The organism is Pseudomonas sp. P8_241 (assembly GCF_034008315.1).
In the GTDB taxonomy this organism is placed as follows: domain Bacteria; phylum Pseudomonadota; class Gammaproteobacteria; order Pseudomonadales; family Pseudomonadaceae; genus Aquipseudomonas.
The window spans coordinates 1503147-1519892 of the sequence record NZ_CP125377.1; the positions used below are offsets into that span (position 1 = coordinate 1503147).

15 protein-coding genes are annotated in these 16746 nt (G+C 53.2%); 4 read left to right on the top strand and 11 right to left on the bottom strand.

All coding sequences use genetic code 11. The annotated features are described in order from the left end of the window. Positions 1-14 precede the first annotated feature (14 nt). From QMK58_RS06715 to QMK58_RS06745, 7 genes are all read right to left on the bottom strand, one after another. Positions 15-737 (bottom strand): amino acid ABC transporter ATP-binding protein, encoded by a 723-nt coding sequence (locus tag QMK58_RS06715; protein ID WP_320396036.1) that lies wholly within the window; start codon positions 735-737, stop codon positions 15-17. Continuing rightward, entirely contained in the window at positions 730-1380 is a 651-nt protein-coding gene (locus tag QMK58_RS06720) for an amino acid ABC transporter permease (RefSeq protein WP_320396037.1), read from the bottom strand. The genes QMK58_RS06715 and QMK58_RS06720 overlap by 8 nt, the downstream gene beginning before the upstream one ends. Positions 1381-1401: 21 nt before the next feature. Continuing rightward, a complete protein-coding gene (locus QMK58_RS06725; RefSeq protein ID WP_320396038.1) occupies positions 1402-2064 on the bottom strand; it encodes an amino acid ABC transporter permease in 663 nt (220 codons plus the stop codon). A 37-nt stretch (positions 2065-2101) separates the two neighbouring features. Further along, complete coding sequence (locus tag QMK58_RS06730) at positions 2102-2917, bottom strand: transporter substrate-binding domain-containing protein (RefSeq protein WP_320396039.1); 816 nt, start codon at positions 2915-2917, stop codon at positions 2102-2104. Between the two features lie 620 nt (positions 2918-3537). Further along, positions 3538-4323: a pyrroline-5-carboxylate reductase gene (gene proC / locus QMK58_RS06735; RefSeq protein WP_320396040.1), complete on the bottom strand. Its 786-nt coding sequence runs from the start codon at positions 4321-4323 to the stop codon at positions 3538-3540. 35 nt (positions 4324-4358) lie between these two features. Further along, positions 4359-8318, bottom strand: a complete 3960-nt coding sequence (putA, locus tag QMK58_RS06740; protein ID WP_320396041.1) for a trifunctional transcriptional regulator/proline dehydrogenase/L-glutamate gamma-semialdehyde dehydrogenase — start codon at positions 8316-8318, stop codon at positions 4359-4361. A 286-nt stretch (positions 8319-8604) separates the two neighbouring features. Further along, the gene (locus tag QMK58_RS06745; RefSeq protein ID WP_259198756.1) at positions 8605-8805 is read right to left on the bottom strand and encodes a 4-oxalocrotonate tautomerase; all 201 of its coding nucleotides are present in this window, start codon (positions 8803-8805) and stop codon (positions 8605-8607) included. Between the two features lie 338 nt (positions 8806-9143). On the opposite strand from QMK58_RS06745, the gene QMK58_RS06750 reads away from it, so the two are divergent. Further along, the gene (locus QMK58_RS06750) at positions 9144-10427 is read left to right on the top strand and encodes an FAD-binding oxidoreductase (protein WP_320396042.1); all 1284 of its coding nucleotides are present in this window, start codon (positions 9144-9146) and stop codon (positions 10425-10427) included. Here the strand turns inward: QMK58_RS06750 and QMK58_RS06755 are convergent. After that, on the bottom strand, positions 10424-11287 hold the full coding sequence (locus QMK58_RS06755) for a GntR family transcriptional regulator (RefSeq protein WP_259198753.1): 864 nt from the start codon (positions 11285-11287) through the stop codon (positions 10424-10426). The two genes, QMK58_RS06750 and QMK58_RS06755, sit on opposite strands and share 4 nt — an antisense overlap. A 48-nt stretch (positions 11288-11335) precedes the next feature. Here QMK58_RS06755 and QMK58_RS06760 point away from each other — a divergent pair, with 48 nt between their 5' ends. After that, complete coding sequence (locus tag QMK58_RS06760) at positions 11336-12184, top strand: VOC family protein (protein WP_259198752.1); 849 nt, start codon at positions 11336-11338, stop codon at positions 12182-12184. Positions 12185-12800: 616 nt separating this feature from the next. Here the strand turns inward: QMK58_RS06760 and QMK58_RS06765 are convergent. The 3 genes from QMK58_RS06765 to QMK58_RS06775 form a co-directional block, all read right to left on the bottom strand. Then, positions 12801-13202: a 3'-5' exonuclease gene (locus tag QMK58_RS06765; protein ID WP_320396043.1), complete on the bottom strand. Its 402-nt coding sequence runs from the start codon at positions 13200-13202 to the stop codon at positions 12801-12803. Positions 13203-13446: 244 nt separating this feature from the next. After that, positions 13447-13857 carry a hydroxyisourate hydrolase gene (gene uraH / locus QMK58_RS06770; RefSeq protein ID WP_320396044.1) on the bottom strand — a complete coding sequence of 137 codons (411 nt, stop codon included), beginning with the start codon at positions 13855-13857 and terminating at the stop codon, positions 13447-13449. Between the two features lie 10 nt (positions 13858-13867). Then, positions 13868-14371, bottom strand: a complete 504-nt coding sequence (locus tag QMK58_RS06775) for a heme-binding protein (protein ID WP_320396045.1) — start codon at positions 14369-14371, stop codon at positions 13868-13870. A gap of 146 nt (positions 14372-14517) precedes the next feature. Here QMK58_RS06775 and QMK58_RS06780 point away from each other — a divergent pair, with 146 nt between their 5' ends. Both QMK58_RS06780 and QMK58_RS06785 read left to right on the top strand, forming a co-directional pair. Beyond that, positions 14518-15189: a heavy metal response regulator transcription factor gene (locus QMK58_RS06780; protein WP_320396046.1), complete on the top strand. Its 672-nt coding sequence runs from the start codon at positions 14518-14520 to the stop codon at positions 15187-15189. Then, positions 15186-16556, top strand: a complete 1371-nt coding sequence (locus QMK58_RS06785; protein WP_320396519.1) for a heavy metal sensor histidine kinase — start codon at positions 15186-15188, stop codon at positions 16554-16556. Before QMK58_RS06780 ends, QMK58_RS06785 begins: the two co-directional genes overlap by 4 nt. Positions 16557-16746 lie beyond the last annotated feature (190 nt).

Consider the following 16746-nt stretch of genomic DNA (forward strand, 5'->3'; position numbering starts at 1 on the left):
GCCTTCAGTGCTGATCATTTTATGGACTTCAGGAAATCGATCGTCTCTGGCCGTGTGGGATTGCGAATGACTTCGTCGGGAGTGCCCAGCTCATGAATGAGACCATGGCGGAAGAAGGCGACTCGATCCGAGACCTCTCGGGCAAATGCGATTTCGTGCGTTACAAGCACCATCGTCATGCCGTCTTCTGCGAGCATTCTCATCGTATCGAGTACCTCGCCCACGAGTTGAGGATCCAAGGCGGATGTGGCTTCATCGAACAGCATATAGTCGGGATTCATTGCCAGCGCACGAGCGATTGCCATGCGCTGTTGCTGGCCCCCTGAGAGTCTGGTAGGAAACACGTTAAGCTTCTCTCCCAACCCCACATGCTTGAGTTGTCGAACAGCTTCCTCCTCTGCTTCTTCACGACTTTTACCCAAAACCTTGCGTGGCGCGAGCATCACGTTTTCGAGCACCGTAAGGTGCGGAAAAGCATTCCATTGTTGAAAAACGATTCCGATTTTTCGACGCAGCAGGTTGAGGTTGGTTTTCGGGTTGTGGACATCAATGCCGTCAACCTTGATCGTGCCGGATTGAATTTTTTCCAGACCGTTGATACACATGAGGAGCGTAGATTTGCCGGAACCCGAACCACCAATGATCGAGAGCACTTCGCCTTTCTTAACATCCAGCGAAACGCCTTTGACAACTTCTAGATCCCCAAAGGATTTGCGAACTTGATGGATATTAATCATTGCTGTTCAACCTTTTTTCAACGTGAGCACCGCACCAGGCGACACCCCAACTCATGATGTAGTAGATAAGACCAACGATGCACAGCACCAACAAAGGTTCTTGTATTCGGGTAATTATCGATTGAGATGATCGCAATAGCTCATACAAGCCTAGCCAAGTTACAAGCGCTGTATCCTTCATTGCCGCCAGGGTCATATTTACCCAAGATGGAAACGCAACTCGTGCAGCAAGTGGCGCACTAATGCAACGAATTTCCTGCCAGTAAGTTAAGCCCAGTGAGCGCGCGGCACGGGTAACGTTGTATGAAACCGACTGCAGTCCGCTCCTGACGATATCTGTACAATAGGCAGTGCAATAAAGTCCCAGTGCGATACAGCCGATAGTGAAGGTTTGAAAGTGCCAGCCCAAGATGCTATTTAGCGAGTTGGCCACGACAAACTGGATTAACAATGGCACGCTTCTGAAAATATCCAGGATCCAGCCTAGTGGTAGTGTCAGTCTGGGTGCGTAATTTCGCAACCAGCCCAACACCATGCCCAAGACGGTTCCTATTAGTACCGCCCAAAATGTCAATTGTATGGTGAGCCAAGTGCCTGATAGCAATATCATCAGGTCAGAGCTTGTAAAGCTTGTGGTAAGCATGTGTCTATCCCTCGCTGGTGTTTAATAGCGGAATAAGCGCCAACCTAAAAGGCGGGCTAATCCGACCACCAACTTGCAAATGCAGTAGTACATCACGGCTGCTGTTACAAAGAGTTCAAACGTACGGAAGGTCTTGATGTTGATTTCTTGAGTTACCCCGGCGAGATCATTGTTCAGGCCTACAATAACTCCGAGGGACGTCATCAGTACGGCCCAAACCATCTGGTTAGCTATGGGGTGGAAAACAATTCGCAACAGTTGTGGTACGACGATGTGTAGATACGCTTGGGTAGCGGTAAGCCCAAGCGACCTTGCAGCTCTGACCTGAGTATCAGGTACCGCCTTCATCCCCCCTCGGAAACTTTCAGCCAGGTAGCCAGCATTGTTGAAGGTAATGCCGGCCACCAGAGCGACAAGCGATGGCACATGCAGGCCGAAGGAGCCGAGACCGAAGTACAAAATGTAGATCTGAAAAAGCGAAGGCGTATTGCGAGCAATCGATACCCAGCTCATTGCTATGCCTTTCAGGATGCGGAATGGCGATTCCCTCATAACCGTCAGCAGCAACGCAATGATGACTCCGAGTACCATTGAGATCGCAGCGATCTCAATGGTGACAAGGGCTCCGTCTAGCATAGCGGGGAGTGCTCGGCGTATCGCGCTCCATTGGATGTTGTAACTCATAACGGCCCTCGCAAATCAGATAACGGGTGACACACAATCAAAGGAGCTCGCCAGATTTGCTCGGATCCAGAACTGGGCCGCCAATCCACTTGTTCCACAACTCGGTATAACGGCCGGAGCGCGTCTGTTGATTGACGAAGAGGTTTAAGTAATTTAGGAAGCCATATTCGTCTCGTGCTACAGCCAGAGATACATAGTCGATTTGCCAAGGTGCGGCGCCAACAACTTTCAAGCCTTTAAATTTCCCAGATTTAACCGCGTCCTGAGCAACCGTATTCACAACAACTGTGGCATCGCTATGACCTTGGCTGACGGCAAGAATGTTGTCGTTCATGTTCTGGAATGACTTCAGGCTACCCTTAGGGTCGTTCCATCGTTTGATGTCTGCGGTCAAAAAATCAGTACCGTAGTTACCTTGAGGGGTGCTGACAGTGTGCCCTTTCAAATCCTCGTAGCCTTTAATCCCGGTATCTTCACGTGTAAGCACAACGTACTGGTAAGCGAAATATGGAACCGAAAAGCCAATCGATCTAGCGCGTTCCATTGTTGGTGATGTCGATGCGACAGCGACATCGGCACGGCCGGAAATGATTGATGGAATGCGGTCAGGAAATGGGACGTCAATGATCGAGGCCTTGACTCCCAAGGCGGCAGCGAGGTCTTTACAGTAATCTACGTCGAAGCCTGCCGGATTGTTTTGAGCATCGCGAAAACCTGCTTGACCATTATCCAGTGTGATTGCACAGCGAAGTGTTCCGTCCCCCACGATATCTTCCAATTTATCGGCATGTGCTGCGGATACAGAAACCAGGCTGATCGCGGTCGCGAGAGACACAATATTAAACTTGCTCATAACGTTTAGATGCCTTTGTGGGTTAAGCACTAAGTGCTACAGGATCGATAGTGATAGAGCAGAGAGCGTGCCAGTCTTCGGGGGTGGGGCAATTGGCGGCCCAAGAGCCTCGAACAATCGTCTCGTTTTCTAGGGTCACTGAGGGGAGGCGATATTCGATGCAGCCCCGTTGGGCCAAGGGTTTGCGTATCCCCACAAGTTCATGAAGAAGGTGAGAGATGACACCGTGGAATCAGAAAAAAAAATTTTCTGAAAATTGTGCAGAAAACCGTGATTTATTTATTGTGCAGAATTCCGTTTCTATCTCACGGCTTAAATCCACACTGCTACCAAAGGGAACATCGCTAAAAAGCGCTTAAGTGCACACTTTGTGGGCCTTATTTTTCGGGGTATGCAGATGGCGCACCTGGCTGGTGCAACTGATTGGAGAGAAAGTGGGGTGGTGGCAAAATTTGCACACATTTTATTTTAGAATGTGTGCAGTAATCCGCTGTGGATTTCTGGCCAAATGCGCTTTTTATCCGCGTTCGGAGTGGGGGGAGCTTTTCTGGGGGCGGGACGGTGTGGAGGGGGATTGGGGGTACAGACCCTAGCAACGGATTGCTAGGGTCTAGAGGGGATCAGTCTTGGGACAATTCCACTGATCGTTGACGAGCAGCATCGGCTGCAGTCTTCACGAGCTCGCGTAGAGAGCCCTGCTTCTCAAATACATCGATGGCTGCAGCAGTCGTTCCATTGGGAGAGGTAACGGCCTTACGCAGAGCTTCGAAGCTAGCATCTGGTTGGCATTGCAGTTTCGCAGCACCCAGCGCCGTGTGGCTCGCCAACCTCTTCGCAAGCTCTTCCGGGAGGCCCATAGCCGCGCCAGCATCAGCCAATGATTCGCTGAAGAGATGAAAATAAGCTGGGCCGCTTCCGCTGATTGCAGTAACCGCGTGGAGCTGCTCCTCTTCATCGACCCAGCAGGCAATACCGACTGCCTCGAATAACCGAGTCAGATCATGCCGGCGCTGTCCGATATCAGAGTCTGTATAGAGCCCGGTGCAGCCGGCATTTACCATTACCGGTGTATTTGGCATTGCTCGTACCACTGGAATGGCGTGACCACTCGCAGTTTTCAACGTGGCGCTAGTGACTCCAGCCATTACCGACAGCAAAATTGCGCCTTGAAGCGCTGAAGCAGGTAACGCTGAAATTGCCTGGGCAGCCATGTTGGGTTTGACCGCCACGACGACAAGATCAAACTTATGGGAAGGCAGTTGGGAGAGGTCGTTAACGATTAGCGCCTGCATACCGCTGGGTGCTCCCGGATCGTACGCAGTTACTTCATTGACAAGGCCGGTGTTCAACCAAGCCTCGCCTAATGCACTACCCATTTTTCCGTAACCTAGAAACAAGACTTTCATTCAATTGTCCTCCGATCGGTTTGGTTTTGGCTGACTTAGTCGATGGTCATCAAGCTTGCGTTTCCGCCAGCAGCTGCCGTATTCACGCTTACCGCTCGCTCGATGACCAGACGTTCAAGGGCAACCGTTGTTTCGCCTTGGGATAGTCCTTGAACTCCAACAATGGCTCCTGCACGTTTCGCAACCTGCTGGCAGATCATCCGCAACTGATCTGAATCCCCGTGGTGGAGTACTGCGTCAAAATGCACGTCGTCTTTATCCCAATCAGACACCATCTGAATTTGAGAGGTGACCTCTTTGGGAAGGCTCGTCAGAAGTCGAACGCTGGAATCGGCGTCGAGCCAAACCGTACTGCCACCCACAGCCAGAACAGCTGCTAACTGGATCAGCAAATCGCCCTGTGTCTCGGCTATGCACAGCACCCGATCGCGACCGAGGATGCTGTAGGAGTTCCGTTCTCCTGTTGGGCCAGGAAGCAGATAAGTCATCCCGCTCTGAGACTGTTCTGCGAACCGTATACAGAGGTCACGTAGCTCGATTTTTTTATTCGCTTCCGCCCAGGCTTTCAACGCTTTCAGGGGGGCGAGTTGCTTCTCTTTGGCTCGCTCATCAGGCGCTGAGGATGCGGTGCGTGTGAGAGTTTTAGTGACTGAGTCCGAGGAAGAGGTCGAAAGCAGTCGATATAGGTAGAGAGGGCCACCCGCTTTTGGGCCTGTCCCCGACAACCCCTCACCACCGAATGGCTGCACCCCGACCACTGCGCCTACGATGTTGCGGTTGACGTAAATGTTGCCTGCATGGACGTTGTCGACGACTTTGGCAATCGTCTCATCGATGCGCGTGTGTACGCCTAGTGTCAGGCCATAACCTGACGCGTTGATTTGCGCAATCAGCTGATCCAACTCTTTGCGTTTGTAGCGAACAACGTGCAGCACCGGGCCGAAGATCTCGCGCTTCAGTTCGTCGAGGCTTTCAAGTTCGATGAGGGTTGGCATGACATAAGTGCCACGCTTTACTTCGTCCTTGTCCGCGATAGCGACTTGGTAGACGGAACGGCCCTTATCACGCATGGCTTGAATGTGCTTTTCAATACCAGATTTGGCTTCTGCATCGATCACCGGGCCGATGTCTACGGACAAGCGCTCAGGGTTGCCAAGGCGACTTTCAGACATTGCGCCTCTAAGCATCTCGATTACACGGTCGGCGGAATCCTCCTGCAAGCATAGTACGCGCAACGCCGAGCAGCGCTGGCCGGCGCTGTCAAACGCTGAGGAGACCACGTCTACGACCACTTGCTCAGTCAGAGCTGAGGAGTCGACGATCATCGCGTTCTGACCGCCGGTTTCGGCTATCAGTGGGATAGGCCGTCCTTGAGAGTCCAAACGGCCGGCGATGTTACGCTGCAGAAGGCGTGCGACCTCGGTAGAACCAGTAAACATAACCCCTTTAACGCGCTCGTCGCCGACCAAGCCGGCGCCTACTGTTTCCCCGCGACCAGGGAGAAGCTGCAGCACGCCTTCTGGCACGCCAGCACCCAGGAGAATACGGACTGCCTGGGCGGCAACAAGGGGCGTCTGTTCCGCTGGCTTGGCGAGTACAGAGTTGCCGGCAGCCAATGCTGCGGCGATTTGGCCGGTGAAAATGGCCAGAGGGAAGTTCCACGGACTAATGCACACCACGGGCCCGAGAGGACGGTGGGTATCATTCGAAAGGTCTTGCCTAGCCTGCGCTGCGTAGTAACGCAAGAAGTCTACGGCTTCACGGACTTCGGCGATCGCATTGGCAAATGTTTTGCCCGCTTCGCGTACGAGCAAGCCCATCAACGGTTGAATCTTCGATTCCATTTGATCAGCCGCACGATCAAGAATTGAAGCGCGCTGACTTGGTGGAGTGGCTTGCCAGATTGGCCCTGTGATTAGCGAAGCTTCAATCGCTGTGCTGACGTCATTGAGGCATGCTTCTTGGACGTAACCAACGATATCTCGATGATCTGAAGGGTTGCGCACTGGAATCGCTGTTCCTTGAACAGTCGGGCCACCAAGCAATGGGCCAGCTACCCATTCGTTGTGAGCAGTAGCTAGCAGGGCGCTGGACAGGGAGCCGAGACGGTGCTCGTTGGCCATGTCGATGCCAGACGAGTTGGAGCGATCGCTACCGTACAGATGGCGCGGCAGAGGTATGCGCGGGTGGGGCAAGCCGAATCCCCCTTCCTGGTTGGCCATATTTTCGATGACCAGGACAGGGTCTGCGACCAGTTCTTGTATGGAGATGGAGTGGTCTGCAATGCGATTAACAAACGAAGTATTGGCACCGTTCTCCAGGAGGCGACGTACGAGGTACGCCAACAAGGTTTCGTGCGTCCCAACCGGCGCGTACACGCGACATGGGCGGTTCAGCTTGCCATCGGAAACCTTCCCAACAACCTGTTCGTACAGTGGCTCACCCATGCCATGGAGGCATTGGAATTCGTACTGACCTGGGTAGTAATTCTGTCCGGCAATATGATAAATCGCGGATAGCGTGTGCGCGTTATGAGTGGCGAACTGTGGGTAGATTGCTTCCGGCACTGAGAGCAATTTGCGTGCGCACGCGATGTAAGAAACATCGGTGTACACCTTACGTGTGTAGACCGGGTAGCCCTCAAGTCCTTCGACCTGTGCGCGTTTAATTTCACTATCCCAATAAGCGCCTTTTACAAGGCGAATCATCAGGCGGTGACGGCTGCGGCGGGCTAGGTCGATTACGTAGTCGATCACATAGGGGCATCGCTTTTGATATGCCTGAATCACGAAACCGATGCCATTCCATCCAGCGAGTTGCGGCTCAAAACACAGGCGCTCCAATAGATCCAGTGACAGCTCCAGGCGGTCAGCTTCCTCAGCGTCAATGTTCAAGCCGATGTCGTACTGCTTGGCGAGTAAGGTCAACGACAGCAGGCGCGGGTACAGCTCGTTCATCACCCGATCGTACTGGGCCCGGCTGTAACGGGGGTGCAGCGCCGAAAGCTTGATCGAGATGCCAGGCCCCTCATAAATGCCACGGCCGTGTGAGGCTTTGCCAATTGAGTGGATAGCTTGTTCGTAAGACGCAAGGTATTTCTGTGCATCGACTTCAGTGAGAGCGGCTTCACCCAGCATGTCGTAGGAGTACCGGAAGCCTTTGCTTTCGAATTTATTTGCATTCGCCAAGGCAGCAGCGATGGTTTCGCCGGTGACGAATTGCTCTCCCATCAGGCGCATGGCCATGTCTACGCCTTTACGGATCATAGGCTCGCCAGACTTGCCAATGATCCGACTCAGGGAGGATGTGAGGCCAGATTCATTATGGGTGCCGACCAGTTTCCCCGTGAGCAGAAGGCCCCAAGTAGCGGCGTTTACAAACAGTGATGTGCTATTTCCTAGATGAGGCTGCCAGTTACCGGTACTGATTTTGTCGCGTATCAAAGCGTCGCGTGTGCCTTTGTCGGGAACGCGGAGTAAGGCCTCGGCCAGGCACATCAACGCAACGCCCTCTTGCGAGGAAAGCGAAAACTCTTGTAGCAATCCTTGAACGATACCGGCACGACCGCTGGCATTTTTTTGGTTGCGCAGTTTCTCTGCGATCCCCGCCGCGAGCTTATTGGTAGCGTCGATCATCGCGTCAGATAGGCGGGCTTGTTCCAGCAACATTGGCACCGATTCAGTTTCGGGGCGACGGTAAGCGCCTGTGATCGCGGCGCGCAATGTGGACTGGGGTAAAACGGTTTCGGCGAAATCCAAAAACGGCATGAGCGGGCCGCTGGCTTCGATCTCTGACAGCGGCAAGGAGGGCTCATCATCGGAGGTCGGAAAATTCAGAAGGTCGTTGACGATATCTCCACGCTCGGATCGCTCAATGAAGTGGAGGATGAGTTGTTTGATGACAAAATGAGGAGTTCTGTCGGCGCCGTGGGCCGCCTTCTTTAGGCGGTCTCGGGTTTCGGGGGATAACTTCACTCCAACAGTCGACGTGCTCATGTGTGATCCTTGCTAATCAGAGTTAGCGTTTGCTCGGTGCTTGGCACAAGCCACAACGCCTTGAAATATTATTCGTTAATTAGATTTCGTATACTTTGACGTCTGCATCAATTGATGCCGTGCTGACTGCTAGGCAGTTAGCCGGCGAGAGCGCCAAGTCAATGCCATTGACTAAAAGCTTGCCGCTGCGGTGATTTTGCTCGGAGCTTAAGCGTCTCGCCCTGTTATCGTCGCTCTACCAGGTATCCCCATCGCATGCGGTTGGATGGGGGGGGGCTTTAGGATCTTAGCTAGCCTCTGTAGCGGGGGTTGAGTAAAAGCGGCCTCCATGGGCCCAGTTCTCAGGGGCGATTTCAGCAAATATGACATCCACACTTTCCGGAGAGCACTTCAGCACGTCTGCGGTCAGGCGAGTGACCTCCTTCACGTACTGAGCTTTTTGCTCTTGCGACCTACCAGTGCAAAGTTCCACACGGACTGTTGGCATCTCAGATTCCTCAGGTTGTTATCAGATTTAAGAACCGCTCATCGCCGGCACTCCTACCCACCACCTTTCCAGGGAATGAGGTAGCACCTAGGTGCAACCGTACACAGATATCCAAAGTTGTACAATCGTATACTATTCCAGTAATGTGTATTCCGACCTACGGCCTTAAAGCACGAGCCAGTGGTACCTGCGCTGCTATGGGGGGCGTAAGGCATACATAGGTGAAGCAGGTTGGCGGTCACCGTCGACCATCAATCCCCACTCTGGATTGCTCAAAGTCTTTGCGGCTTCGGGCGAACTGAGGTTTAAGAATGAGCAGACACCGCAAGGACTCCCTATTGGGTGAACCACTCAATATGCCTACTTCGCTTTGGTCTACTACTGCCGAGGCTCGCCCGCCATCGGAGCACTTGATGCGGAGTGAGGCGGCGGACGTCATCATTGTGGGGGCAGGATTTACTGGTCTTTCGGCAGCCATTCACTTGGCAGAGGCTGGGCTTTCTTGTGTGGTACTCGAAGCAGCTGAGCCGGGATGGGGCGCGTCTGGACGAAACAACGGTCAAGTAATCGCAGGTCTTAAACAGGATCCCGATGTCATCGAAGGTCTCTACCCTGGTGAGCAGGGGCGTAGATTGGTGCAGTTTGGCAGTGACGCGCCAGCCGAGGTATGGAGGCTGGTGGAGAGACATTCAATTAGCTGCGCGCCGAACCAACAAGGATGGATTCAGCCAGCCTTCACAGCAGCAGGCGCTACGGCAGTAAGGTCACGACACTTGGCTTGGCAACAACGCAAGGTGGACGTGCAGTTGTTAGAAGGGGCACGTTTGCACCAGCTTTTAGGCACTACGAAGTACAGCTTGGGGTGGCTGGATCCGCGTGGTGGGTCTGTGCAGCCTCTGAGTTATGCGCGTGGTCTTGCCAAGGTCGCCGTGGCACTTGATGTACGCATATTCGGCTCAGCGAAGGTAGATGATTTGCGTCCGAGCACAGGGAAGTGGACTGCATCAGTCGGCCGACACAAGGTCACAGGTCGGCATGTGTTGGTCGCTACAGTGGCATATGCTGACCAGCTGGTTCCTAAACTTCGTACCTCGTTTGTACCCGTGCGTACTGCACAGGTGGCGACTCGGCCACTTCCCGAGGCAATGCGCCAAGTCATCCTTCCAAATGGTCACGTTTCATCGGACACACGGCAATTACTCACCTCTTTCCGATTATCGCCGGACGGACGCCTTGTCATGGGGGGCTCCGGTGCAACGGCTTGCTTGGATCATTCTGCAATTGTTCCTTACCTGCATAAAGCGGGTCGGGAGCTTTTTGGTCACTTAGGACGAATGGAATGGGAGTTTCATTGGAGTGGCTATTTTGCTGTCACTACAGATCACCTACCGCATGTGCATGAGCCCGAGCGCAATTTGCACATTTCGGTTGGCTGTAATGGCCGAGGAATTGCCGTCTCTACCTCACTCGGAATTCAGATTGCCAATCGAATCCTTGGAGCGTCTGCTGCGGAATTGGCTGTTCCTGTTTCGTCGATCAAAACCGTCCATTTCCACATGTTTCGAGGGATTGGTGTCAAAGCGGCAACGGCCTTCAAACGGCTTCAGGATCGACGAGGTTAGGAGGGCGTTGATTCTGAAAGTTCACCACGAATCGAATGGCGGAACGAACCCTGAACCTCGCGTTGTGTTTGTTCTATGTGTTTACGAAGCAGCGCTACGGCCTTGGCTGTATCACCCTGTTCGCAAGCATCGAGGATCTGAATATGTTCCTTATGCGACCTCGTATGTCCCGCTACACCGGAGACACGCAAGCGGAGCATACGGCCCATGTGGTCTTGTACGGAGCGAATCATTGTGACTAGACGTGGCCTATTGGCTGGGGCGTAGAGGCAGGCATGAAAGCTCATATTAAGATCACTCCACTCCTCTTGGGTCATAGCCTGGTCGTACGCAGCCAGAAGCTGACGCGCTTTAGCTATGTCCGAGGACGCCATATTTGGGACTGCCAGCTCCAGCGCGCGACACTCCAGCGCCAAGCGCATGTCGAGCATTTCGATGTAATCACTGACGGTCAGTGTTGCAACGGTTGCTCCAGCGTTTGGTGTCAACACCACCAAGCCCTCGGACTCCAAGCGAGTGAGCGCTTCACGCACTGGTATCTTGCTGACGCCGATTACTCCGGCGATTTCATCTTGGCGAATGGGGGCACCTTCGGCGAGTGTTCCGTCGGAGATACGCCGCTTGATTTCTTCATAAGCTCTTTGCGCGGCTGTGATTGCCTTCTTCGCTGGTTGCATGCCCAGGGATACCTTAGTTTGACCGCTTGGTTCTGTCTTTTTAGGAGCAAGAAAGTATACCAAATCTAGATTTTTAATATTTGCGGAGGCATTCCATGGTCGAGCCTTACCGCGGATCACAAACAGCAGGTCAAAGAAGATTTTGTAAGTGGCATTGAAGCTCACTCCATCGGGTTTTTGCATGGACAGGCCGAGCCGTCGATCTCATGTATCAATAAATAAGGAAAAGCTATGACCGCAAAAGTAGGAAGGGTTGATCATCCTGTTGTGGCGGTAAACGACCTAAGGGCGACGCGTGCGCAGTACCAGAAGCTAGGCTTCGTAGTCCCGCCTAGCGGGAAGCATCAGGAGTGGGGCACCGAAAATCTTTGCATCATGTTCCCTGGGGATTATTTGGAAATCCGCGGAATCGGGGATCCGAGTAAATTTTTAGCGGGAGTCGATAAATTCCTGGAGAAAGGCGAGGGTCTGTACAGCGTTGCTTTCAATGCGAAATCCGCTGACGATAGCTACCTGGCAGGAATTAGGGCGGGCTTGGGCATTGAACCGCCAAAGGCGTTAAATCGTAAACTCGTACTCGAAGACAAAGTACTAGACCTTCATTTTCGGACGGTGATGCTCGACCACAGTCTTTATCCTGGATTGACCCACGCCAATCTCTGCGAGCACCTCACCGCGGACACATTGCGCCAGCCGGGCTGGCTGAATCACCGAAATGGTGTCGTTTCGTTTGGTCGTATAGTCGGTGTCATTAGCGATTTCGATGCTGCGCAGACTGCTTACAACAAGCTACTTGGGCCCGAGAGCGTACGTCGAGATACCGATCGCATTTGGCTGAACTTCGGGGAGGGCGCGGGTGTAGAGTTGATCACCGCCAAGGAGGCTGAGTCGCGCGGAGACGCTCATCCAAACAGAGGTGATGCCTATCTCGCCGCCGCTACATTGTTAGTCAAGGACGTGGCTAAAACCGCCCACGTGTTTGAAGAGAATGGTGTCGAGTTCACGCAGGTATCGGAGGGAATACTTAAGGTGAACCCAAAAGATGCCTGTGGTGCACATCTCTATTTTCAGCAGGCTTGACTGCCTGATATGACCATTGAGGAACACCTGTTTTAGGCATGCCTTTGAAGGATGATTTCTTTGGATTCTGTGCACCTGAGAAACACTGAGTGATGTGGACTTTCACCATTCCATGACTGGAGGGAGCTAGGACGAAGTAACTAAACGAGTGGATCACAGGCTTAAGGACGCACGACCTACACCACTCTGACGAGGATGCTCAGCATTTAGGAGCGAGCAAACAGCCTCCGCCTCGACCCTGGCCTTGAAAACCCCGTGCTTGCTAGCAGAGCCTCCCTCGACGAGATCCACAACTCGATATTGCTTAATGCCATCATCCAGCCTGGTTGTTTCGATGACCCTGAATCGTGAATGCATGGTGCGTCCCTGCTGAAACTGGTGCTTTAGGAGTACCGGTATGACTCCATGATTTCAACCATTATGCAGGACTGAGCTGAGACAATTTATGACAGGGCGCAATGATTCTCTGTGTGAGGACAGAGACTTCGCGGGAGGTGGGAGGGGCGGTTGTGTTCAAATCATTCTGTGTCCAAGTCATCTCATGCCCATAGATAAGCTGTGGTGTGACGTAAATGGAGTGGTCGCCCCTTCGGGCCAATGGGCCCGGCTCACCAAATCAGCAAAGCATCTCCTTGATGATGGATGCGACGTTCCTGGCATCGTCGATTCCTCGGTGATAGGTACCCAGCCAAACCAGGCCCAACGACTCTACTGTTTGCTTAAGTGATTTCGGTCGATCGTCATATAAGCCGGCATGCCATTTCCTGGCATTGAAATGCGGCAAGCCTTCGAGCAGGGAAGGGCACCTAGCTAAGCCAGCATCGTGCTCAAGCTGTCTTGCATCATAGTCACCCGATGACGCCCAGGCCGCGTTTGGATATCGCGCAATAAGCGCTCCTAACTCCTGGCCAACCTCCACATAGGTTCCTGCACCGTCCACATCCGCTTGCTGAATGGACGTCAGCTTTTTGCAGAAATCGGTGAGGAGTCGCTCCTGCTTGTAGATTCTCAGTGGCAAGTTTTACAGATCCGGATAGTCGTCAAGCCTTAGGCTAGGAGCACCCGCATCCTCCGGCTCGCGCTTAGGCGTATGAATCACTCCAGCTTCGGCGTCTGCACGCATCTGCTCGAGCTCTTTGTTAAAAGCCTTGTCTTGAACCGTGGGTTTGCTCGTGTACGATTTACGTTGATTGGAATTTTAATAAAGCAAAGATACCGCCCTTGTCATCAGGGGCGGCCTTGTTTCCTTGTCTGGCAGAAGCTCAATTCCCTCGGTAGGTGGAGAAACCGTAGGGGCTGAGAAGCAACGGAATGTGGTAGTGCGGGACGGTGCCGTCAACCTCAAATATGACTGGTACCTCAGGAAAGAAGCTGGACGTATTGTGAGCCTTGAACCACTCACCGGTTTTGAAGGTGACACGGTAGGTACCTTTCTCCAGACCCCGGCCTTCCGGATACAGCCCGGTTATACGACCTTGCTCGTTGGTTGCCGCGCTGTTGAGAACGTCCCAGTTTTTCCCATCCTGTTTTTCCAACGTAACGTTGACTCCAGGGGAGGGCAGGCCATCCTGCAAGTTGAGCACATGCACGCTCAATGGATTTGCTGTCGCGAATGCAAAGGATGAAAGGGCACTCAATACAGCGCCAGCGAAGAAACTTTTCAATACAGTCATGGTGATGTCCTTAGTTTTTAACAGCAGGTAAAACTTTGTTGATAGCGACCTCTGCACAACCTTCATCGTTTGCAGCGCCGCCTGCACCGGCCACTCCGATGGCGCCGATGACCTGACCATCGAATTTCAATGGCGCGCCTCCGCCCAGCAACAACAACTCATCAAGTGTGTTGAGGTTTTCAGCATCCGGATTAGCGCGAGCACGTTCAGCCAACAAACGCGTCGAAATCTTGGTCGAGAGGGCGGTATAGGCTTTGCGTTGCGCGGCTAACGTGTTGTGCGGGCCGACATTGTCGTCGCGTTGCACGGCAACCAGATTGCCACCACGGTCAACAACGGCGGCAACGGCTGTGCGGCCATCGGCGTGACAGGCCGTCAGCGCGGCATTTAGCAAATCGTTGGCCATTGCAAGTGACACGTCCTTGCGCTGCACAACTTGATCCGGGGCTGCAACAGCGAATGCAGGGCTCATTGCGAGCGTGATCAGCAATGAAGTCGAAAGGCTTGTACGCATGCTTTTTCCTTGGTTGAGTCTGTCTGAGTCATTGCCAGACATCATGACCAGCGCACCCCGTCAGAATGATTGCCTCCTGATTACCAATATGTAATGTGAGAAATCAGCGAAGCGGGCTAGCCTGTGCTCCAGTATTGGAGGAAAAAATGCGTATCTTGGTGGTTGAAGATGAAGCGAAAATGGCGGATTACCTGCGCAAAGCCCTGACTGAATCGGGCTATGTGGTAGAGATCGCCCTTGATGGGCTGGATGGCCAGCATTTGGCACAGGAGAGTGAGTTCGATCTGATCATTCTGGATGTCATGCTGCCGGGGTTGGATGGCTGGCAATTGCTGCAAATCATCCGGCGTAAGTGGCAGACTCCAGTACTGTTTCTCACTGCTCGTGATTCAGTTGATGATCGGGTCAAAGGGCTGGAGTTGGGGGCCGATGATTATCTGGTCAAACCCTTTTCCTATGCCGAGCTGTTGGCACGCGTTCGAACTTTGCTACGCCGTGGCCCGCCTCGCGAGGTTGAGCATTTTGTGGCTGGCGACCTGAGCCTGGATTTGTTGCGACGCAAGGTAACGCGCAATGGAGAACGTCTCACCCTGACCAACAAGGAGTTCGCCTTGCTGCATCTGCTGCTCAGTCGTGAAGGGGAGGTGCTATCGCGCTCGCTGATTGCCTCACAGATCTGGCAAATGAACTTCGACAGTGACACCAATGTGGTTGATGTTGCCATCCGTCGACTGCGGGCCAAGGTTGACGATCCTTACACGGTGAAGTTGATACACACAGTGCGAGGCATCGGTTACATGCTTGAGGTGCAATCCTGAAACTGTTTCCGCGCACCCTGAGCCTGCGCCTGGCGATCATGTTCGCATTGGTCAGCGCACCGTTACTGGGCTCCATTGGTTTTTATCTTTATCAATCGTTAGAGCGAGAGATTGCTTGGCGCGATGACCAGGCTCTACTGGGGCGCTTAGAGCGAATGCAAGCGTTGATCAGCGATAGCGACAGCATTGAGCAACTGCGAGGTCGGCCCAAGCTCTACGAAAACATGCTGGGCAATCGCGAGAATCTGCTATGGATTGTCGATGACACCGGTAAGGTGTTGATCGAAATCAACCCAGTGGGCATGACCTTACCAAAGTTGCCGGCTGCACTTCATGCTCGCCTCGTTGACGGTCACTCTTCCGCTTCAGTGCGGCTTGCCTGGCAGGACGTCATGCAGGGTGATCGCGGCTTGACCCTGATCGCTGGAAAGCTGTTGAGTGAGCGCGAGCAGATGCTGGCGGCTTACCGACTCAAGCTCTGGCTCGCCATGTCGGTCGGCGCACTGCTGGCATTTGTCCTCGGCTGGTGGGTCAGCCGGCGAGGCTTACGGCCTGTGCGGATGCTGGCGAAGCACGCTGCTGGAATTGATGTACAGCATTTGCATTTGCGGCTGGATGAACTCAACGAACTGAGTGAGCTGAAAGAGCTCAGCAATGCGCTTAATCATATGCTTGCACGTCTTGAAGATGGTTTTGCGCAGCTATCACGATTCTCGGAAGACCTCGCCCACGAGATGCGTACCCCGCTCAGCAACCTCATGGGGCATACCCAACAAAACCTCAGGTACAGTCGTTCAATCGAGGACTATCAGAACCTGCTGGTTTCCAATCAGGAAGAATATGAGCGTCTAGCGCGAATGATCGACAGCATGCTTTTTCTCGCTCGTACCGAGCATTCGCACGCATCCTTAAATTACGAGCTCATCGACCTAAATGATCTGGTTGAGCAACTGTGTGAGTATTTCGAAGGCGTTGCGCAAGATCGCGATGTAAAGCTGATCAATCAGGCCGATGGTGAGTTGTGGGCTGATCCGGTCTTGATCCGTCGAGCATTAGCTAACCTGCTGTCCAATGCGCTGCGTTATGGGGCTCCCGCTGCTGAAGTGGTTATTAACAGTTTGGCGGCGGAGGACAGGATCGAAGTCTCTGTTCACAACCAGGGCCAGCCAATTTCAGTGGAGCATCTACCTCGACTGTTTGAGCGTTTCTACAGGTGCGACCCGTCACGCAATCAACCAGATGATTCCGGTGGCTTGGGATTAGCGATCGTTCGCTCAATTATGCAATTGCATGGGGGGCAAGTGACTGTCGATAGCAGTCAATTAGGAACAAATTTCCGCTTGGTATTTCCGATTCGAAACGCTTGAGTGGTCTTCCGTACCATTCAGCGTCTGCATTCCAAATCGATGGGTTCGGGTATGCGAAGGCATTCTGAATCGTTGAATGCTTGCCCACTTTCGCGTGAGGGCTTGGAGGGAAGCTCCCGCAGCTCATCGGAATTGAACTAACCACCGAGCCCGCACCCCTAAAGCTGTTCAGCAGGTAATCCTGTGCTGC